We start from the raw sequence: 19,654 nt of genomic DNA, 5'->3' as shown, positions 1-19,654 counted from the left end.
CCCGGGTCACCCCTTCACGGCACCCACCAGGCCGTTGACGAAGTACCGCTGCGTCGCGAGGAAGAGGATGATCACCGGGATCACGACGATCAGCGCGCCCGCCATGAGCTGGTTGTACTGGACGACGTTCGACGACTGGAGCTGCTGGAGCGCGATGGGGAGCGTGAACGTCGACGGGTCGTTGAGCGACACCCGCGACAGCAGGTACTCGTTCCACGTGGGGATCGCGGTGAGCAGCGCGATCGTGATGATCGCGGGTCGCGCGAGCGGCACGTAGACGCGCGCGAAGATGCGCAGCTCGCCCGCGCCGTCGACCCGCGCGGCGTCCCGCAGCTCCCCGGGCACGGACTGGAACGCGTTGGTCAGCAGCAGGATCGACAGCGGCGCGGTGCCGTTGACGAACGGCAGGATGAGGCCGAGGTGCGTGCCGAGGATCCCGAGCTGGTTCTCGAGCAGCACGATCGGCAGGAGCGTCACGACGCCCGGCACGAACAGCAGCACGAGGAACAGGCGGAAGAACGCCTGCCGCCCCGGGAAGCGCAGCACCGCGAACGCGTACGACGCGGCCGAGTACACGACGACGACGCCGAGCGTCGTCAGGCCCGTCACCTTGACGCTGTTGAGGAAGTAGTCGAAGAAGTGCAGCCGGCTCCACGTGTCGACCAGGGTCGAGAGCGTCGGCTCGGCGGGGACGAGGTTGCCCCCGCCCATGACGATCTCCTGCTGCGTCTTGAACGCGGCCGAGACCATCCACAGGAACGGGTACAGGCTCACGACGGCGTACCCGACGAGGAGCACGCCCACCACGACGCGCGCGACGACCACCTTGGCGGGGGTGCCGCGACGGCGCGGGGTGAGGGCGGGCACGTCGGGGAGCTGCGTGCGGTCGGCGACGGTGGTCATCACTTCTCCCTCGTGACGCGCTGGTTGACGATCGCGACGGCGAGCGCGGCGAAGAACAGGAGCCAGCCGAGCGCGCTCGCGAGGCCGAGGGTCGGGGCGAGCTGCTGCTGGAACGCGAGGTCGTACGTCTCGAGGCCGAGGACGTTCGTACGACCGGCCGGGCCGCCGTTCGTCATGATGAGGAAGATCTGGAAGCCCTGGAGCGCGTCGCGCACGTTGAGCAGCATGATGACGGCGGTCGTGCCCTTGAGGAGCGGCAGCACCACGGAGAAGTTGGTGCGCCACCACCCGGCACCGTCGAGCTGGGCCGCCTCGAGGACCGACGAGTCGATCGACTGGAGGCCCGTCAGGTAGAGGAGCATCGCGACCGGGACCCCGGACCAGACCATGATGACGATGAGCGTCGGCAGCGCCGTGGACGGGTTGCCGAGCCAGCCCTGCGGCTGCGCGAGGCTGCCGAGGCCGAGCGCGCGCAGCAGGAGGTTGATCGCGCCGTTGGGCTCCAGCACGTACTGCCAGGCCATGTAGACCGCGATGCCCGCCGTGACGTACGGGACGAAGTAGACGGAGCGCAGGACACCGGCGAACCGGCGCGCCTGGTTGAGCACGATCGCGAGCGGGAACGCCACCGCGAGGATGAGGATCGGCACCGCGATCATCACGACGAGCGTGTTGAGCGCGGCGCGGTGCACGACCGGGGCGTAGATCGGGCTCGCCCACAGCAGGTCGGCGTAGTTCTTCAGCCCGACCCACTCCCACGTGGGCGTGAGGCCGTTCCAGCGCACGAACGAGAGCTGGGCGCCGAAGAAGAGCGTGTACACGCCCATGACGAGGAACAGCAGGAGCGCGGGAGCGATGAAGACGTAGCCCCACGCCACCTCCTTGCCGCGGTAGCGCATCTTCTGCCGGCCGCGGCGCCGGCCGCCGCCGACGCTCCCGTGGGCGGGAGCGTCGGCGGCGATCGTCGCGGGGGTGGTCACTTCGACTGCGACCAGAACGTGTCGATGAGCGTGGCCACGGTCGTCGAGACGGTCGCGACGTCCTGCGTCGCGAGCGGCGTCAGCTCCATGACGGCGTCGCCCACCTGGGCCGCGTCGTACGCCGCGGGGCGGTACGACGTGTCACCGGGGTTGTAGGCGTTCTCGCCCTCGCCGAACGCGCCGATCATCGCGCCGAGGACCGGGCCGACGGTCGAGGACGGGTCGTCGCCGAGGTCGACGGGCGGGACGTCGAGCGCGTCCTTCGCGAACGTGGCCGCCACGTCCTGCTCGGACAGGTACTTGATCCACTGGAGCGCGCCGTCCTTGTTGCCCGTGGTCGCGGAGACCGACAGGCCGGTGAGGCCGAACGGGGCGAGCTGGAGGTCGTCGATCGCGCCGCCCTCGGGAGCCGGGACCGGGAAGGTCACGATGTTCTCGGCGTCCATCCCGTTCTGGGCGAGGAAGGCGAGGGTGAAGGTGCCGCCGATGTCGAACGTCGACTTGCCCTGCGCGAACGCGATGTCCGCGTCGTCGATCGTCAGCGACTGCGTGCCCGGCATCCAGTACGGCTGGATCTGGTTGTACGTCTCCAGCACCTTGACACCGTGGGGCGACGCGAAGTTCTTGGCCGGGTCCTGGCCGAACAGGGCGCCGAAGTCGTCCTTGCCGAGCTGGCCGTAGGCCATCGGCTGCATGAGCCACTCGAGGCCCGTCGTGGACGACTGGAAGCCGATGCTCACGCCGCCGTCGTCGGGGTTCGTCTTCTTGACGGCGTCGAGCGCCGCGACGAACTCCTCCCACGTCGTGGGGGCCTCGGTGACCCCGGCCGCCTCGAGGCGCTCCTTGTTGGCGTAGACGATGCCGAACGTGCCGATCGTGAAGGGCACGGAGAACCGCTGACCCTCCTCGATCCCCGCGGTCTTGGAGCCCTCGGCGAGCGACTGCTCGTAGTACGCCGGGGTGACGGTCCCGTCCTCCGCGACGGCGGGCAGGAAGCGCGAGCTCCAGTCGTCGTCGACGTCGTCGGACAGGTCCTCGAGCAGCCCGGCGCCCCCGAACGTGAAGTCGTCGCCGTGCGTGTGGACCTCCATGACGTCGGGCAGGTCGCCCGTCTGCGCGGCCGCCTGGACCTTGGTGATGAACGCGTCGTCGGGGGTGTACGCCTGCACGTCGACCGAGATCCCGGTCTCCTCCTCGAACGTCTTCGCGGCGTTCTGGAGAGGCTCGACGTGGGACTGCTTGAAGGTCCACATGGTCAGGCTGTCGGGGTCGCCCTCGCCGGAGCCGCCGCCGTTGCCGCCGCCACCGGCCGGCCCGCTGCACGCGGCGAGCGCGCCGGCGAGCAGGGCGGAGGTGGCGATGGTCGCGGTGATGCGGGCGGGGAACGGACGACGTCGGTGTCGGTTCACGGGAAGCCTCTCGGTCCACGGGCGACGCCGGGGCAGCGTCGCGGTTCCGGAAACATAAATCAATTCGATGTACAGTGTCAACGACGGCGACCGGACACCCCGTGGTCCCGGCCCCGTCCACCGTCGCGCGGACCGTCCCGCGCACCCCCGAACCCGCGGAACGAGGTCACCGATGACAGCAGCGCAGCAGCCCGGCACGGACGGCACCGGAGCCGACCTCCTCGAGGTCGGGACCGAGGTCGTCCGCGAGGCCGCCCGGGAGGTCCTCGCCCCGGCGCCGTGGACGCCCGAGCGCTCGGGCACCGGCGACGAGGGCCTGCGGATCACCGCGGTGCGCACGTTCCTCACGGGCCCGCAGGGCTGCCCGTACGTCGTGGTGCGGGTCGAGACCAACCAGCCCGGCCTCTACGGGCTCGGCGACGGCAGCGACCCGCAGCGCCCCCTCGCGACGCGCACTGTGATCGACGAGTACCTCGGCCCGATGCTCGTGGGTCGCGACCCCTCGGACATCGAGGACCTCCACCGCCTGCTGCTCAACAGCGGCTACTGGCGCGGAGGCTCCATCGAGCACAACGCCCTCGCGGCGGTCGACGTCGCGCTCTGGGACCTCAAGGGCAAGGTCGCCGGGCTCCCCGTCCACCAGCTCCTCGGCGGAAAGGCCCGCGCCTACGCCGACGCGTACACGCACGTCGACGGCGCCGACGCCGCCGAGGTCGCCGAGAAGGTCCTCGCCGCCGTCGACCGCGGCTACCGGCACGTGCGCGTCCAGGTCGCCGTCCCCGGACGCGACACCTACGGCACCGCACCCCGCGACGAGGCCGAGGCCGCGCGGCGTCGGGCCCGCACCGACCGCTGGGACACGCTCGCCTACCTGCGCCACGTGCCCGGCATCCTCGCCGACGTGCGCGACCGCGTCGGTCCCGACGTCGAGCTGTTGCACGACGCCCACGAGCGCATGACCCCCGCCGAGGCGCGGCAGTTCGTGCGCGCCGTCGAGGACGCCCACCTGTACTTCCTCGAGGACGCGCTCGCGCCGGAGGACGCCGCCCACTTCCCCGAGCTGCGCGCCGCCGGCACCACCCCGCTCGCGGTCGGCGAGCTCTACCACGACCCCCGCGCCTACCTCCCGCTGGTCGCGGGCCGGTCGATCGACTTCGCGCGCCTCCGCATCCCCACGCTCGGCGGGCTCACGCCCACGCGCAAGCTCGTCGCCGTGTGCGAGATGTTCGGGGTGCGCACCGCGCCGCACGGGCCGGGCGACGTCACGCCCGTCGGGATGGCGGCCAACATGGCGCTCAACATCTCCTCCCCCGCGTTCGGCGTCCAGGAGGCCGCGACCTTCCGCGACGCGACGCTCGAGGTCTTCCCCGGCGCCCCCGTCCCGACCGACGGCCACCTGCTCGCGCCCGAGGCCCCCGGGCTCGGCGTCGACTTCGACGAGGCCGCGGCCCGGAAGTACCCCGTCGGCGCCCCGCTGGAGCACGACCGCTGGGCGCTCCTGCGCGCCACCGACGGCAGCGCCCACCGCGCCTGACGCGACGACGGGACCCGGTGCCCGCAGGCCGGGTCCCGTCGGACTGCCCGGCGCACGTCGAGCGCGGGGCTCTGGCCGCTGCGTCGCGCCCGCGGGAGAGCTCGACGTTTTGTTTTGCGGGGTTGTGCAATATGGTGCGAGCCCCTACCTTGAGCCCCACTGTCCGATGTTCGACGACGAACGTTGAGGGGAAGCAGTGACTCGTCCCGGAACGACGCGGGCCTCGGTGCCCGCCGCGGTGTGATGGTGCGCCCCTCCCGTCGTGCGGGTGCCTTCGTCGGAGTCCTCGTGGGGACGCTGTTGCTGGCCGGTTGCGGCGGCTCCGGCTCCGACGACATCCCGCAGTTCGACGCGATCAACGCCGACGAGGACCTCTCCTCGGCTGGTCCGGAGCAGCGCGAGGCGCTGACTGACGGCGAGGTGACCCAGGACGAGTACACGGCGGGGTTCGAGAGGTTTCGGGCGTGTCTGCGCGCTGAGGGTTACGAGCTTCGTGACGTCGAGCTCGTCGGGGTGGTGTGGCAGGGCGGGATCCCGGCCGAGGCGGTCGACTCCGGAGTCGAGAAGACCTGCTACGACCGCGACCTCAAGTTCGTCGACGTCGTCTGGCAGTCCTCGAACCAGGAGGAGACGTCGCTGCTGGACGCGCTGAGGTACTGCCTGCAGGAGCGCGGGCTGGGCGTCCCGTCGACGCTCGCGGAGGCGCAGCGCGCCGTGGCCGGCGCCGGGCTGGACGAGGCGTCGTGCGTCGCGGAGTACGACGCCCTGTGAGGAGCGACCGGTCCCGTGGCTGGGTGCGCCTGGTGCCGTTGGTGGCGCTGTGGGCCGTGCCCGTGGTCGCCGTCGCCGTGGCGTTCCCGCTCGTCGACGCCGCGGAGGAGCGGAGCGTCGCGGTGCCGGCGCCGACGGTCGTCGAGGTCGGCGCCCGTTCCGACGACGGACGGACCGCGGTCGAGGTCGCGACGGTGCGCGCCGTGGCGCCCGAGGTGCGCGCTCCCGCGGGGGGCGTCGTCACGGCCCTCGCCGAAGCGGGTCCCGTCGAGGTCGGGCAGGCGCTGTTCGCCCTCGACGGCGTCGACGTGCTCGTGTACCGCGGCAGCCCGTTGTGGCGCGACCTGCGTTCGGGCGACCGCGGTACGGACGTGCGCGCGCTCGGGGACTACCTCGTGTCGCTCGGGTACCTGGACGCCGACCGCGTCGACGACCGGTTCGGCCCGGCGACGCGCGAGGCGGTCCGGGCGCTCCAGGAGCGCCTCGGGGTCTCCCGGGACGGGGAGTTCCACCTCTCGTACGTGGTACGCGTCGACGACGCCGTGCCCGCGGTGACCGGTCCGCTCGTCGGCCTGGGGGACCGGGTCGAGGCGGGCGACGCGGTGCTGGAGGGCTCGCAGCCCGTGGAGGCGCTGACCGTGGCCCCGATCGCCGAGGGCGGCGGTCTCGGCCGGCTCGCTCGGGAGCCGGTCGTGCTGCGCCTGGGCGAGGTCGAGGTACCGATGTCGAGCGCGGCGCCCCAGGGCGCCGAGCTGGACGGCGTCGTGGCGGCGCTCGAGGAGGCCGCGGCCGCGGGCACGCTCGAGCGGATCGTCGACGAGGCGACCTCGACCGTGCGCTACCGGGGCGCGATCCTCGCGCTCCAGGACCCTGCGGAGCGCGGTGCCGTCCCGTCGACGGCCGTGCGCGTGGACCACGACGGCACGACGTGCGTCCTGCTGAGCGACGGCTCCACGGCCGCGGCGCAGCCCCGCCGGCTCGAGGTCGCGGAACCCGGGAACGAGCTCGCGACGGTGCTCGTCGACGCCGACCTCGTCGGCTCCCGCGTGCTGCGCGACGCGACGCAGGCCACCGGTACGTCAGGGTGCGGGTAGCGGCGTGCGCGTGGACGTGATCGACGCCGCCATCGCGTTCGGGCCCGTCCCGGTGTTCGGCGGGCTGACCGCGACGTTCGAGCCCGCGCGCGTCACCGCGCTCGTCGGACCGTCGGGGAGCGGCAAGTCGTCGCTGCTCGCCGCGGTCGCGGGGTACCAACGGCTCGAGACGGGCCGCATCGAGCTCCACGGACCCGACGGGTCGGCCAGGCCGCCCTCGCCCGGCGTCGTCGCCTGGGTCCCCCAGGGGTCCAACGCGCTGGGGCGGCGCACGGTCCTCGACAACGTCCTCGTCGCACCGCTCGCGGCGGGCCGCCCCGGACGAGAGGCCCGGGACACCGCGCGCGCCGCGCTCGACCAGGTCGGGCTCGCGGACCGGGCTGGCGAGCAGGCCCGGCGCCTGTCCGGCGGCGAGCTCCAACGGGTCGCGCTCGCGCGCGCTCTCGCGTCGGGCAAGGAGCTCATCCTCGCCGACGAGCCGTCGGCCAACCTCGACGCCGCCAACACCGAGCTCGTCGCCCGGATCCTCGCCGGGCTCGTCTCGCACGCGACGATCGTCGTCGCGACCCACGACCCGGTGCTCGTCGCCGCCGCCGACGCGACCGTCCCGCTCCGGCGGGAGGCGGTCGTCCGTGCGTGACGGTTGGCGCGTCGCCGACCTCGCGCGCGAGGCCCTGCGCAACACCCTCGGTCGCTCGGCACGGCTGCTTCCCGCGGTCGCGCTCGCCGTCGTCCTCGGGTCGGGCACGGCGGCCTTCGTCGCGCTCGAGACCGCGTCGCTCCAGGACGAGCTGGAGGACCTCGCCGAGCGCGGGCGCGGCGTCGTCAGCTACATGCAGGCGAACCCCGACCAGCCCGCCCTCGTCTCACGCGCGTCGTGCGAGGCGCTCGCGGGAGCGCCGGGGGTCGAGGCCGCGGGAGCGGTCGTCCCGGGCGGCAGCGTGCTCGTCGTACCCGTCGGGCCGGACGTCCCCGTGCAGCGTGCGTCGACGACCCTCGTCCCCGGGCTCGCCGACGTCGACGCCCTCGTCGGCGCGGGCCTGCTCGACCGGACCGGGCCCGCGGACCAGCGAGTTCTCGTCGGCGACGGCGCGCTCGACTCCGCGCGGACCCCGGTCCTGCGCGAAGGGGTCGGGACGGGCCGTTCCCTGACGGTGCCCCTCCGACCCGACGACACCCAGGTCGAGCGCTGCGTCGTCGTGCTCGATCCCCTCGTGGCCCTCGACGACGTCGCCGCGACCCAGATCGCCTCGCTGCACGTCAGCGGCAACGCCGTGGTCGGCACCGAGGCGCTGCGGGCGACGAGCGACCCGGTGCAGGAGTTCCTGGACCGGCCGAGCCGCTTCCTGCCCGTGCTCCTGGGGCTCCTGGGCGCCGTCACCACCGCCGTCACGTACCGGCTGCGCGCGAGCGAGCTCGCGGTCTACCGGCTCTCGGGCACGTCCGCGCGCTCGCTGCTCGTCCTCGTCGCGCTCGAGACCCTCCTCGTCGCGGGCGTCGCCACGACGGCGGCGACGCTGGCCGCCGTCGTGCTCCACGCCCGGTACCTCGATACGACGACGCCCGTCCTGTGGGGGCTGGTCCTCGCCGGGACCTGGGCCGTCGTCACCCTCGCTGCGACCGCGGACCTCGCGCTCCGGCGCCCGACGGACCTCGCGAAGGACCGCTGAGCCGGATCGGCAGCACCTCGCGCTCAGCCGAGGAGGAGTGCCTGGGGCTGGGGCGAGAGCGTCTGGTCGAGGACGAGGCAGGCGGCGCCGACGGCGCCGACGTCCTCGCCGAGGTGCGTGCTGACGACGCGGATGTCGTGCATCTTGTCGACGAACGGCGAGCTGGAGATCATCGGCTCGACCGTCGCGAAGAACCGCCGCGAGAGCAGGGGCCAGTTGGGGCCGCCGAACACGACGAGCTCGGAGTCGAGGAGGGCCGCAGCCGCGGCGACGCCCGTGCCGACGCGGCGCGCCCACCGGTCGATGATGACCTGCGCCCCGCGCTCCCCCGCCGCGGCGAGGCCGACGAGCCGGGCGAGCTGCTCGCCCTCGACGCTCGGGCCGCGGCCGGGGACGGCGTCGAGCACGCCTGCCGAGACGGCCTCGTTGACCAGGGCGCGCGTGGTGCAGTTCGCGTCGAGGCCGCCGACCTCGCCGGCGTTGCCGGACGCGCCGCGCAGCACGACGTCGTCGACCACCACGCCCATGCCCGACCCGGCGCCGAGGTAGAAGAACAGGAAGTTGCCGGAGTGGGTCGCCGCGCCCGCCCACCGCTCGGCGACGGCAGCGGCGATGACGTCCTTGTCCATGAGGACGGGGAGCCCGGTCGCCTCGGCGAGGCGGTCGCGCAGCGGGACGCGCCCCCACCCTTCGAGGCGGGGCGGGTCGACGACGGACCCGCTCGCGAGGTCGATCGGCCCCGGCACGGCGATGCCGAGCCCGAGGATGCGGTCCCGGTCGGCGCCGGACGCGTCGATGACGGCGTCGATCGTCTCGGCCATCGCGGCGATGGTCGACTCCTGGTCGACCACCGCGGGCGTGGGGCGCCGGAGGCTGTGGACGACGCGCCCGGCGAGGTCGAGCACCACGTACGTGATCACGGCCGGGTCGAGGTGGACGCCCAGCGCGTACCGGCCGCCGGGGACGATCTGGAGCACGGTGCGGGGCTTCCCCGCGCGGCCGCTCTTCTTGCCCGCCTCGGCGACGAGCCCCGACTCGAGGAGCCGGCGGCAGATGTTCGACACGGTCTGGGCCGACAGGCCCGTCGCCCCGGCGAGCTCGACGCGGCTCAGTCCTTCCGGCGCGCGCCGGATCGCGTCGAGGATGACGGACTCGTTGAAGTCGCCCATGCGCGGCAGGTTGGTGCCGCGGCGCGCCGCGGACTGCGCGCCTGCCTGCGGCTCCGCCTGGTCGATCGTCACGCCCTGCCTCCTTGCTCGCGCCCGGTCGACGACGACCGGGCCGGGCGCCCGCCCCGCCACATCTTCCCACCGGCGCGCACGATCCGGCCCCTCACGCGACCTGTCGGGCGAGGAGGAGCGACCAGGGCGCGAGCGTGCGCTCGACCCGCAGGACGCCGTCGGCCGGGACGACGACGGACTCGCGCCGCGTCGCGCGGGCGGCGGCGTCGAGGAGCGCGGTCTGCTCGCGCGTCGGGGACGACGGCGCGCCCATCGCGCGCCACGCGGCGACCGGGTTGGCGTGCTCGGGGTCGAGCGTCTCGAGCTCGACGACGGCGCCGGGCGCCAGGCCCTCGACGACGAGCGCGACGTCGCGGGGCGAGCCGGCCGCCTCCGTCTCGTCGGCGACGGTGCGGTCGTCGAACGAGGCGGGGACCGAGCGCGTGACCTCGGCCGGGTAGTGGTGCACGAGGGCCGTGACGCGGCCGGTCGCGTCGTGGCGCGTCACGACGCCGTCGTCGGCCGTCGCGAGGAGGGTGTCGCCGAGCGCGTGCAGCATGCGGTAGGCGTGGAACGTCGGCTTGGGCACGCCCTGGAGCGTGATCATGCCGAACCCGCCGTGGAACATCTCGTCGCCCGCGCCGCCCTCCTCGAAGACGTCGGTGAACGTCCAGTAGGCGAGCGAGTCGACCGTCCCGATCGAGCGGAGCACGGACCGGACGACGTAGACGGCGGCGGGCACGGTGTCGTGCGTGAAGTCGCGGGGCGAGGACGACGAGTTCCACTCGGTCAGGTGGATCTCGGCGTCGGGGAACGCGCTGGCGTCGACCAGGCGGCGCAGGAGGGCGAGGTCCTTGGGGGTCGCGTCGACCTCGCGGGTCAGGCGCGCGCCCTGGCCGTGCTCGTCGAGCGCCCAGTCCGTGGGGTACGGGTGGGTCGAGACGAAGTCGACCGGCAGGAGTTCACGCTCACAGAAGTCGAGGAACGCCTCGAGCCAGACCGGCTTCCAGTCGAGGGAGTCGAGGTCGGCGCCGAGCGTGGCCTCGTGCACCTGGAAGTCCTCGGTCTCGCCGTCGAAGCGCGCGTCGGGCACGAAGTTCGACGTCGCGGGCCCGCCGACGCGCAGACGCTCGTCGACGGCCTTCACGGCCCGGGCCGACGCGGCGTAGAGGGCGAGGTACTCGCTCCGCGTGCCGCGGAAGAAGCCGCGCAGGTTGGCCTCGTTCCAGACCTCGAAATACCACTCGCGGACCTCGGCGAGGCCGTAGCGCGCGACCCAGTGCTCGACGAGCGAGCGCACGAGGAACGACCACCGGTCGAGGTCGACGGGCGGCGCGCCGTGCGCGCCCCACCAGAACACCGTCTCGGTCTCGCGGGCGAGCGCGCGGGGGCTGAAGCCGAGCTCGACGAACGGCCGCACCCCGGCGTCGAGCAGCGCGTCGAAGAGCGCGTCGACGTACTGGAAGTTGAGGACGGGCGTGCCGTCCTCGCGCTCGGTGTAGACGAACATGTCGTCGTGCAGGAGGCCGTGGAACCGCACGTACTCGAACCCGCACTCCGCGCGAACCTCCGCGAGGTGGCGCTGCCAGTCGGCGCGCAGCCCCTCGTTCGCGCGCCCGGCGCCGACGACCGTGCTCCAGAAGTGGGTCAGGGGTCGCCCCGCCTCCGTCGCGCTCGCGTGCAGGGTGATCGGCTCGGCCACTCGTCCTCCTCGTCGGGTGCGCGCGACGTGCCGACGCACGGGCGCTCGACGCGCTCGCGCCGTGGCAGCGAGTATAAATCAAACTGATGGATTTTCTGCTCGACAGTGCCGCGCCGCCCATCTCCCGGCCCGCTCCGCGGCCGTGGGTGGCGCCGCGTAGGTTGGACCCCATGCGGATCGGAGCCCACCTCGACCAGTCGGACGCCGTCGCCCAGGCAGCGAGCATCGGCGCGGACGTCGCCCAGATCTTCCTTGGCGACCCCCAGTCCTGGAAGGGACCGGAGTTCACCTTCCCCGGCGGGGCGGAGGCGCTGAAGGCAGCGGCCGCGGAGGCGGACCTCGAGCTCGTCGTACACGCGCCGTACGTCATCAACGTCGCGAGCCCCAACAACCGCATCCGCATCCCGAGCCGCAAGCTCCTCCAGCAGATCGTCGACGGCGCGGCGGCGGTCGGGGCGACGGGCGTCGTGGTCCACGGCGGGCACGTCACCGCGAAGGAGGACCCGGAGAAGGGGTTCGACAACTGGCGCAAGGCGATCGACGCGCTCCAGACGGACGTCACCGTGTACATCGAGAACACCGCCGGGGGCGACTTCTCGATGGCCCGCCGCCTCGACCGGATCGAGGGCCTGTGGGCGGCCGTGCAGCAGGCCGACGGCGCCGAGAACGTCGGGTTCTGCCTCGACACGTGCCACGCGTGGGCGGGCGGCATCGACCTCACGACGGCGGTCGACGACGTGCGCGCCATCACCGGCCGCGTCGACCTCGTGCACCTCAACAACAGCCGCGACACCGCCGGGTCGGGCGCCGACCGCCACGCCGGCCTCACGGCGGGCACGATCGACCCCGAGCTCCTGCTCGGCGTCGTCCGAGCGGCCGGGACGTCGGTCGTCTGCGAGACGCACGCGGACGTCCCCACCGACGTCGCGTGGCTGCGCGAGCAGGTCGGCTGACCGTGGCGGACCCGCGGCCGATGCGGCTCCGCAACGCGACGGTGGACGCGCGCGACCCGCGCGCGCTCGCCGAGTTCTACCGCCGCCTGACCGGCTGGCAGTACACGCCCGGCCACGAGAGCACGGACCCGGCCGGCGACGACTGGCTCTCGCTCCAGATCCCCGGCGGCGCGTCGCGCCTCGCCTTCCAGCGCTCCGACGCCGACGTCCCGCCCTGGCCCGGCGGCGCCCGGGTGCACGTCGACCTCGACGTGCCCGACCTCGCCGCGGCGCACGAGCACGCCCTCGCATGCGGCGCGCGCCCCCTCACGGGGACGCCGGAGGAGGAGGGCCACCCCGACGACCTCTTCCGTGTCTACGCCGACCCCGAGGGTCACCCGTTCTGCCTCAGCTCGCCGCCGCTCGACCACCCGTGACCGGGCGGCGCGGGGCCGGGCTGGGACCGGGCACCGGTCAGTAGCCCGACCCGGCCGCGGGGGCCGCGTCCATGATCTCGGTGCCGTCCGGCGCGACGACGTACCAGACGCCGTTGACCCCCTGGCCCGACACGTCGCCCGGGGCCTGGTCGGCCGCGTACGTGTAGACCGGGCGGCCGTCGACCGTGACCTGGAGCTCGCCGTCGACGCCGGTGATCGTGCCGACCTCGGCCGTGACGCCCTCGACCTCGGGCTCCGCGCTCGCCGCGTGGACCGCGGGCCACGCGGCGGCGCACTCGCCCTCGCACGCGCTCGTCCCGGAGCCCTTCGTGTCCTTGTCGTAGTAGTAGACGGTCATGCCCTGCCCGTCGACCACGATGGTGCCGAGGGAGGAGTCGGCCGTCCCGAGGGCCGGCCCGGAGCCCGTGCCGTCGCCGGTCGCGCCGTCGCTCGTCGTGCCGGAGTCCGTGGACGGGCTGCTCCCGCCTCCGCCGTAGAGGCCGCCTCCCCCGCCGGAGCACCCGCCGAGCACGCCGACCAGCGCGGCGACGAGCACGACGGCGGGGGCGGCGCGGGCGGTCCGGGCCGGGGCGGTGATGGTCAGGGTGCGTCGCATGTCGACTCCTCGAGAGGACGGTCGGGGTCGCGAGCACGGCCCCTACTCTCACGACGGCACGGCTCGCCGTGCGGTTCATCGGATCCCGCGGCGAGACTCGACTGAACCGATCGGGCGGCTGCCTCGTCTCCCTGGGTGACGGGGTCGACGGAGGATGATCGGGAGGAGCGGACGTGCGCAGGAGGACGAAGGTGCTGGTGGGGGTCGGGGTCGGCGTCGTGGTGCTGGGCGGAGCGGTGGTCGCGTTCGGCCCCGGCCTGTACGCGGACAGGAACAACCGCGCCGCGGCCGACGAGCCCGCTCTCGACGCGTCGTCGGGCGACGCGGGGGCGCTGGACCCGGCGAGCCTCGCGGGCGACTGGACCGTGGCCGACGGCTCCTACGCCGGGTACCGCGTCCACGAGGTGCTCCAGGGCGAGGACGTCACGGTCACCGGGCGGACCGACGAGGTCACGGGATCGTTCACCGTCGCCGACGGCGCGCTCACGGAGGCGACGATCGAGGTCGACATGGCGAGCGTCGCGACCGACGAGCCGCCGCGCGACGCGTACTTCCGGGGCGACGCGCTCGAGGTCGGGACCTACCCGACCGCGACGTTCGCACTCACGTCCCCCGTCGAGCTGCCCGCCGGCTCGGCGGACGTCGAGCTCACGGGCGACCTGACGATCCACGGCGTGACGCAGGCCGTCACGGTCGAGGCGCAGGTCGGGACGACCGCCGACGGCGTCCAGGTGGTGGGCAGCGTGCCGATCACGTTCTCCGACTTCGACGTCGAGGCGCCGAGCCTCGGGTTCGTCACGGTCGACGACGCGGGCAGCGTCGAGTTCGGCCTCGACCTCGTGCCGGCGTCCGGGTCGTGACGGACGGGGAGGTGCCGCGCGTGCGGTCCGACGCCGACGACCTGCTGCGGGCGGTCCACGCCGCGCACGGTCCCGCGCTGGAGCGCTACGTCGCGCGCCTCACCGACGACCCGGCCCAGGCGCAGGACGTGGTCCAGGAGACGCTCCTGCGCGCGTGGCGCCACCCCGAGGTGCTCGAGCGCCCGGAGGGCTCGGTGCGCGCGTGGCTCTTCACGGTCGCGCGCAACCTCGTCGTCGACGAGCTGCGCAGCGCGCACCACCGGCGCGAGCTCGCGAGCGCCGACGTGCCCGACCACGGCGAGGCCGACGCGACGCAGGCCGTCCTCGACGCGTGGCTCGTCGCGGACGCGCTCGTGTCGCTCTCGCCCGAGCACCGGGCCGTCGTCGTCGACGCGTACTACCACGGGCGCTCCGTGGCCGAGATGGCGTCGGCGCACGGCGTCCCGCCCGGGACGGTCAAGTCCCGCATGCACTACGCGCTCCGCGCGCTGAGGCTCGCGCTGCAGGAGAAGGGAGTCTCGTCATGACCGCCACCCCGGACCCGTACCGCGAGTGGGACGCCGCCTACGTGCTGGGCGCGCTCAGCCCGCGCGACCGGCGCGCGTTCGAGCAGCACCTCGCGACGTGCGCGGCGTGCCGCGAGGCCGTCGCGGAGCTCGCGGGCATGCCGGGCATCCTCGGCATGCTCACGGCCGAGCACGCGGACGCGCTCGTGGACGACGCCCGCGCCGACGTCCCGGCCGAGGCGTCCGGCCGGGCGGGGGGCGCCGTCGTGCCGCTCGCGGTGGTGGCCGCGAGCGCCCGGCGGCGCCGCACCCGACGGCGGTCGCTCCTGTCCGTGGCGGCGGTCGGCCTGGTCGTCGCGGGCGCGGCGGGCGGCGCGGCGGTGACGCGGTCCGACGACGTCCTACCCCCCGCGACGACCGGCACGACCCAGGTCGCGCTCGAGCCGGTCGGCGGCGCGGACGTGCGCGCCGAGCTCACGCTCACCCCGGCCTCGTGGGGCACGCGCCTCGACTGGTCGTGCTCGTACCCGGCCGGGGTCTGGGAGGACGGCGCGACGTACGAGCTCGTGCTCGTGGACGACGACGGCACGCGCTCGGTCGTGGCGACGTGGTCCTCGACGGAGGCGGGGAGCTCGTCGGGCCTGGGCGCGTCGTCGGCGGTGCCGGTGGACGGGATCGCGCGGCTCGAGCTCGGGGTCGTGGGGGTGGACGGCGCGCTCGCGGCCGCCGACGTCTGACCGCGTCCGCGCCGCGAGTGCTGCGCGAACCTCAGGAATTCCTCTGATTGAACTCTCAATCAGATTTCCGGAACGCTGAGCCAGACCTCGCCGACCGCTGCGCCGCACCTGCGGGAACGCTGAGGCGACCGCCCGAGGCTCCTTGTCGACAGCACTCGTCGACTGGAGCCTCCGGTGAACACCACTGCCCCGCACACCCCCCGCCACCGCGCCGAGGCGGCCGCCCGTCCCGCGGACGGGCCCGCCGTGCGCGTCGTCGTCGTCATCCCCGCCCACGACGAGGAGCAGGCGCTCCCCGCCACCGTCGCCTCGCTCGCGGCCCAGACGCGTCGTCCCGACCGGGTGCTCGTCGTCTCGGACAACAGCACGGACGCGACCGTCGCGGTCGCCCGCGCCGCCGGCGCGGACGTCATGGAGACCGTGGGCAACACGGCCCGCAAGGCGGGCGCGCTCAACCAGGCGATCGCGACCACGACGGAGGACGTCGTCATGGTCCTCGACGCGGACACGACGATCGCCCCCACCTTCGTCGAGGAAGGGCTCGCCGTCCTCGCCTCGGCGCCCGAGGTCGCCGCGGTCGGCGGCGTGTTCCGCGGGCGGCCGCCGCAGGGCTACCTGCAGCACTGCCAGGCCAACGAGTACACGCGCTACGGCGTGCAGGTGGACCTCACCGGCCGCACGGCCGTGCTCACCGGGACCGCCGCACTCGTGCGCCGCACCGCGCTCCAGGAGGTCGCCGACGCCCGCGGCTCGGTCCTCCCCGGCGAGCGCGGCGACGTGTACGACCGGCACGCGATCACCGAGGACTCCGAGCTCACCCTCGCGCTGCGCACGCTCGGCCACGAGCTGCGCTCCCCCGTCACCATGAGCTGCACGACCGAGCTCATGCCGACGGCCGGCGACCTCCACCGGCAGCGGGTCCGCTGGTACAAGGGGATGCTCGACAACCTCGCCGAGTACGGGCTCACGCGCACCACGTGGCGCTACGTCGGCCAGCAGGTGATGCTCGCCGTCGGCACGCTCATGATGGCGGCCTACCTGCTCCTCACGGTCGTCACCCTCGTGACGGGGACCTTCACCCTGTCCCCGCTGTGGGCGGCCGTCGGGCTCGTCTTCGTCGCGGAGCGCCTCGTCACCGTCTGGGGCGCCGGGCGGCGCGCACGGCTGCTGGCAGCGCTCGTGCTGCCGGAGCTCCTCTACGACCTCGCCCTGCAGCGCGCGTTCCTGCACGCCGCAGCGCTGTTCGTCACGCGGCGCCAGACGACGTGGAACCACGTCGCCGCCACCGCCTGACCCTCACCCCTCCCCTCGCCGACCCGCCCCGTCGCGCACGCGACCGGGACGTCCTCGGCGTGCCCTCACCCGTCCCGGAAGGACAGCAGCCATGTACAACTCGACCCTCGCCCAGACCGCCCCCGTCCTCGCCGTCACCGGCGTCGCGACCGCGTTCCACGTCGTCGCGGCCTGGACGCTCCTCGTCGCCGGGCTCGCGCTCGTCACGACGGCGCGCGTCCTGCGCCGTCGGGCCGCCGCCCGCCGCGCTGAGCAGGCCTGACCTCAGGGACCGGGGGCGGGCGCGACCGGCACGGCGACCTCCATCACCGGGCCGGGACCGCCTGCCTCCCAGGTCGGCAGGTAGACCTCCCGGTCGTCCCCCGCGGGCACACCGCCCGCGAGCGCCCGCCCGGACGCCAGGTAGTCGTGCACGAGGACCAGACGTTCCTGGTCGCGGGCCTCCGCGGCCGTCAGCGCGACGTACGCCTCCTCGTGCGCGTCGTCCGTCGTGAGGGCGAAGCCCGACGGCGGCCGCACGGGCGCGGGGACGGGCACCCGGAGCGTGAGGCGGGCGGCGTACCCCTCGGTCGCGCGCTCGTGGATCTCGACGTAGGGGTGGCCGGCGAGGGGCACGTCGGCGGCGCGCAGCACGGCGAAGACCGCTCCGGTCGCCTCGGGCAGCACGGACGGCAGCTCGGCGAGCGTCGCGCGACGCTCCGTCCCGAGCACGAGCCGCTCCGGCACGTGCCGTCGGTGCACCACGACGTCCAGCCATGGCGCGCCGACGAGCGCGGACCGGACGTACTCCGCCGCCGTCAGCGACGCCGCGAGCGCCGACCGGCGGTCGCTCCACACGGCGTCGAACGCGGGGACCGGGTCGGGGGCGGCGAGCACGTCGCCCACCTCGGCGAGCGACAGCCCGACGCCCCGCAGGAGCCGGACGAGGCGGGCGCGCTCCACCTGGCCGCCGTCGAGCAGCCGCGGGCCGTCCGCGGAGGTGCGGCGCGCGTCGAGGAGCCCCCGGTCCACGTACATCCGGACGGCCTTCTCGCTCAGCCCCGTCGCGCGCGCCACCTGACCCGTCGTGTACTCGTCCATGCCCGCGACGCTAGGGCCTTCCCCTGGGGCAGCCGCAAGGGTCGGCTCAGTCGTCGTCGCCGGGCACGTAGGGCCCGCGGCGGAGCTCGAGGTCGATCTGCTCGGCGTCCAGCAGGTCGAGCGCGTGCCGCAGCGCCTGCGAGCTGTACGCGCCGGACGTCCGCGCGTCGAGCAGCGCGACGCGCTGCGCGGCGATCGCCCGGAGCCGGAGCTCCTTGTACTGCGCGAACAGGTCGGCCGACGTCGCGGCGTCGGTGTCGCGGTTCTCGAGCTCGCGCACGACGTCGCGGCGCACGCGGGCGACGACGTCGCCGTCGTACGTGCTCCCGTCGGGCCGACGCAGGTCGGGCGCGTCGATGACGGCCACGGCGGCGGCGTCGAGCTCGACGCGGACCGCGCCGCGGTCCTCGTCGGCGCGGGACGACCCGCCGGCCAGCCCCAGCCGGCGCACGACCCACGGCAGCGTGCCGCCCTGGACCACGAGCGTGCCCGCGGCCACGCCGAACGCGACGAGCACGAGGAACGACCGCTGCGGCGTGTCCGTGGGCAAGGTCTGCGCCGCGGCCAGCGTCACGACGCCGCGCATGCCCGCCCAGACGAGGAGCGTGCCCTCGCGCCACCCCAGCGGCTCCGCCGTGAGGTAGTCGATGTCGGCCGCGCGGCGGCGCAGCGACGTGCGGATGCGCCCGACGCGCGCCTGCGGGACCTCCTTCGGCCCTCCCGTCCGCGGCGCGCCGCGGTGGCGCCCCGAGGGCTCGTACGTCTCGAGGGGCGCCTCGGCCGGACCGAACCGCGCGTCGATCTTCTCCTGCATGCCCTGGATCACGCCGCGCATCGACTCGCCGCGGCGCGCCCGACGCGCCAGGGACCGCAGGAGCGTCGCGACGTACGCCGACCGCACGACGAGGATGACGACCGCCGCGAGCGCCGCGATGCCGACGGCCCGCCACAGGCTCCCGTGCGCCTCCTGCACGTCGGTGACGAGGGCGAACAGCTCGAGGCCCATGAGGAGGAAGACCGTGCCCTCGAGGAGGAGCTCGACGGTCCGCCAGTTGGACTCCTCGGCCAGGCGGTGCTGCGGCCGCAGGTACTTGGCGGCGCCGTTCCCGGTGACGAGCCCGGCGGTCACGACCGCGACGAGGCCCGACGCGCCGAGCTCCTCCGTGGGGAGGTACGCGATGAAGGGGACGACGAACGAGACGGCGGTGCTCAGCGCCGGGTTGGCGAGCCGGCGCCGGACGGTGAGGCCGAGGAACCCGACGAGGGACCCCACGAGCACCGCGACGACGACGGCGAAGACGAAGTCGCCCGCGACCGCCCACAGCGAGAACGCGGGGGCCGCTCCGTCGGTGGCCGCCGTGAGCGCGATCGCGGCGATCGCCGACCGCAGGAGCACGAGCGCGGAGGCGTCGTTGAGCAGGCTCTCCCCCTCCAGCAGCGTGACGACGCGCGGCGACGCCCCGAGCCGTTTGACGATCGACGTCGCGACGGCGTCCGTCGGGCTGACGATCGCGCCGAGCGCGAAGCCCGCCGCGAGCGGGATGCCGGGGATCAGCCACGTGAAGAGGTACCCGAGCAGCACCGTGCTGAGCAGGACGAGCACGACCGAGAGCCCGCTGATCGCGGTGAAGTCGCGCCGGAAGTCCATCGTCGGCAGGCCCACCGCGGCCGAGTAGAGGAGCGGCGGCAGGATGCCCGCGAGGATCCACTCCGGCTCGAACTCGATCTCCGGCACCGCGGGGACGAAGCTCACCGCGACGCCCACCGCGACGAGCACCAGCGGCGCCGCCACCCCCGCCTTGGGCGCGAGGATGTTCACGCCGACGATCGCGACGACCGCGAGCGTGCCCACGACGATGAGCGAGAGGATCTGCTCCTCGGTGAGGCTGAACGGGAACTCCATCGGCACC

At 74.3% G+C, this 19,654-nt stretch carries 20 protein-coding genes; 12 read left to right on the top strand and 8 right to left on the bottom strand.

Features of this window, described 5'->3' with window-relative positions; genetic code table 11:
* Positions 1 to 6 precede the first annotated feature (6 nt).
* From A0J59_RS13160 to A0J59_RS13150, 3 genes are read right to left on the bottom strand one after another with little or no spacing between them, the layout of a single operon-like run.
* Positions 7 to 903, bottom strand: a complete 897-nt coding sequence (locus A0J59_RS13160) for a carbohydrate ABC transporter permease (protein WP_047234192.1) — start codon at positions 901 to 903, stop codon at positions 7 to 9.
* Positions 903 to 1,883 (bottom strand): carbohydrate ABC transporter permease, encoded by a 981-nt coding sequence (locus A0J59_RS13155; protein ID WP_197088843.1) that lies wholly within the window; start codon positions 1,881 to 1,883, stop codon positions 903 to 905. The genes A0J59_RS13160 and A0J59_RS13155 overlap by 1 nt, the downstream gene beginning before the upstream one ends.
* The gene (locus tag A0J59_RS13150; RefSeq protein WP_197088844.1) at positions 1,880 to 3,292 is read right to left on the bottom strand and encodes an ABC transporter substrate-binding protein; all 1,413 of its coding nucleotides are present in this window, start codon (positions 3,290 to 3,292) and stop codon (positions 1,880 to 1,882) included. Before A0J59_RS13150 ends, A0J59_RS13155 begins: the two co-directional genes overlap by 4 nt.
* A 172-nt stretch (positions 3,293 to 3,464) precedes the next feature.
* Here A0J59_RS13150 and A0J59_RS13145 point away from each other — a divergent pair, with 172 nt between their 5' ends.
* The 5 genes from A0J59_RS13145 (at position 3,465) to A0J59_RS13125 (ending at position 8,361) form a co-directional block, all read left to right on the top strand.
* Positions 3,465 to 4,826, top strand: a complete 1,362-nt coding sequence (locus tag A0J59_RS13145; protein WP_082919018.1) for an enolase C-terminal domain-like protein — start codon at positions 3,465 to 3,467, stop codon at positions 4,824 to 4,826.
* A 288-nt stretch (positions 4,827 to 5,114) separates the two neighbouring features.
* Positions 5,115 to 5,597, top strand: coding sequence for a hypothetical protein (locus A0J59_RS21635; RefSeq protein ID WP_156186449.1), 483 nt, complete (start codon positions 5,115 to 5,117; stop codon positions 5,595 to 5,597).
* Positions 5,598 to 5,638: 41 nt separating this feature from the next.
* A complete protein-coding gene (locus A0J59_RS13135) occupies positions 5,639 to 6,691 on the top strand; it encodes a peptidoglycan-binding protein (protein WP_047234194.1) in 1,053 nt (350 codons plus the stop codon).
* Between the two features lie 4 nt (positions 6,692 to 6,695).
* Entirely contained in the window at positions 6,696 to 7,331 is a 636-nt protein-coding gene (locus A0J59_RS13130) for an ABC transporter ATP-binding protein (RefSeq protein WP_052877758.1), read from the top strand.
* On the top strand, positions 7,324 to 8,361 hold the full coding sequence (locus A0J59_RS13125) for a hypothetical protein (RefSeq protein ID WP_064316394.1): 1,038 nt from the start codon (positions 7,324 to 7,326) through the stop codon (positions 8,359 to 8,361). Before A0J59_RS13130 ends, A0J59_RS13125 begins: the two co-directional genes overlap by 8 nt.
* 23 nt (positions 8,362 to 8,384) lie before the next feature.
* On the opposite strand, the gene A0J59_RS13120 is transcribed toward A0J59_RS13125, so the two are convergent.
* Both A0J59_RS13120 and A0J59_RS13115 read right to left on the bottom strand, forming a co-directional pair.
* Positions 8,385 to 9,602, bottom strand: a complete 1,218-nt coding sequence (locus A0J59_RS13120; protein WP_064316393.1) for an ROK family transcriptional regulator — start codon at positions 9,600 to 9,602, stop codon at positions 8,385 to 8,387.
* A gap of 91 nt (positions 9,603 to 9,693) precedes the next feature.
* On the bottom strand, positions 9,694 to 11,283 hold the full coding sequence (locus tag A0J59_RS13115; protein WP_064316392.1) for a beta-xylosidase: 1,590 nt from the start codon (positions 11,281 to 11,283) through the stop codon (positions 9,694 to 9,696).
* Positions 11,284 to 11,453: 170 nt separating this feature from the next.
* On the opposite strand from A0J59_RS13115, the gene A0J59_RS13110 reads away from it, so the two are divergent.
* On the top strand, positions 11,454 to 12,236 hold the full coding sequence (locus A0J59_RS13110; RefSeq protein WP_047234198.1) for a deoxyribonuclease IV: 783 nt from the start codon (positions 11,454 to 11,456) through the stop codon (positions 12,234 to 12,236).
* Positions 12,212 to 12,652, top strand: a complete 441-nt coding sequence (locus tag A0J59_RS13105) for a VOC family protein (RefSeq protein ID WP_255365201.1) — start codon at positions 12,212 to 12,214, stop codon at positions 12,650 to 12,652. The genes A0J59_RS13110 and A0J59_RS13105 overlap by 25 nt, the downstream gene beginning before the upstream one ends.
* A 37-nt stretch (positions 12,653 to 12,689) precedes the next feature.
* On the opposite strand, the gene A0J59_RS13100 is transcribed toward A0J59_RS13105, so the two are convergent.
* A complete protein-coding gene (locus tag A0J59_RS13100; protein WP_047234202.1) occupies positions 12,690 to 13,268 on the bottom strand; it encodes a hypothetical protein in 579 nt (192 codons plus the stop codon).
* A gap of 173 nt (positions 13,269 to 13,441) precedes the next feature.
* Here A0J59_RS13100 and A0J59_RS21975 point away from each other — a divergent pair, with 173 nt between their 5' ends.
* The 5 genes from A0J59_RS21975 to A0J59_RS21630 all read left to right on the top strand — a co-directional run bounded on the left by A0J59_RS21975 (position 13,442) and on the right by A0J59_RS21630 (position 16,926).
* Entirely contained in the window at positions 13,442 to 14,128 is a 687-nt protein-coding gene (locus A0J59_RS21975; protein ID WP_064316391.1) for a YceI family protein, read from the top strand.
* 20 nt (positions 14,129 to 14,148) lie between these two features.
* Positions 14,149 to 14,655, top strand: a complete 507-nt coding sequence (locus A0J59_RS21970) for a sigma-70 family RNA polymerase sigma factor (protein ID WP_218027151.1) — start codon at positions 14,149 to 14,151, stop codon at positions 14,653 to 14,655.
* Entirely contained in the window at positions 14,652 to 15,371 is a 720-nt protein-coding gene (locus A0J59_RS22540) for an anti-sigma factor (protein ID WP_064316390.1), read from the top strand. The genes A0J59_RS21970 and A0J59_RS22540 overlap by 4 nt, the downstream gene beginning before the upstream one ends.
* A 174-nt stretch (positions 15,372 to 15,545) precedes the next feature.
* Positions 15,546 to 16,664 (top strand): glycosyltransferase, encoded by a 1,119-nt coding sequence (locus A0J59_RS13080; protein WP_051028347.1) that lies wholly within the window; start codon positions 15,546 to 15,548, stop codon positions 16,662 to 16,664.
* Between the two features lie 91 nt (positions 16,665 to 16,755).
* Entirely contained in the window at positions 16,756 to 16,926 is a 171-nt protein-coding gene (locus A0J59_RS21630) for a hypothetical protein (protein ID WP_156186415.1), read from the top strand.
* A gap of 2 nt (positions 16,927 to 16,928) precedes the next feature.
* Here A0J59_RS21630 and A0J59_RS13075 read toward each other — a convergent pair whose 3' ends face one another.
* On the bottom strand, positions 16,929 to 17,744 hold the full coding sequence (locus A0J59_RS13075) for a MerR family transcriptional regulator (protein ID WP_064316389.1): 816 nt from the start codon (positions 17,742 to 17,744) through the stop codon (positions 16,929 to 16,931).
* A gap of 46 nt (positions 17,745 to 17,790) precedes the next feature.
* On the bottom strand, positions 17,791 to 19,647 hold the full coding sequence (locus tag A0J59_RS13070) for a sodium:proton antiporter (protein WP_047233464.1): 1,857 nt from the start codon (positions 19,645 to 19,647) through the stop codon (positions 17,791 to 17,793).
* Positions 19,648 to 19,654: the final 7 nt, after the last annotated feature.

Source organism: Cellulosimicrobium sp. I38E (genome assembly GCF_001647255.1).
Lineage (GTDB): Bacteria > Actinomycetota > Actinomycetes > Actinomycetales > Cellulomonadaceae > Cellulosimicrobium > Cellulosimicrobium cellulans_E.
Note: the sequence above shows the minus strand (reverse complement) of the source record. Positions and strands in the feature narration are given on the sequence as shown.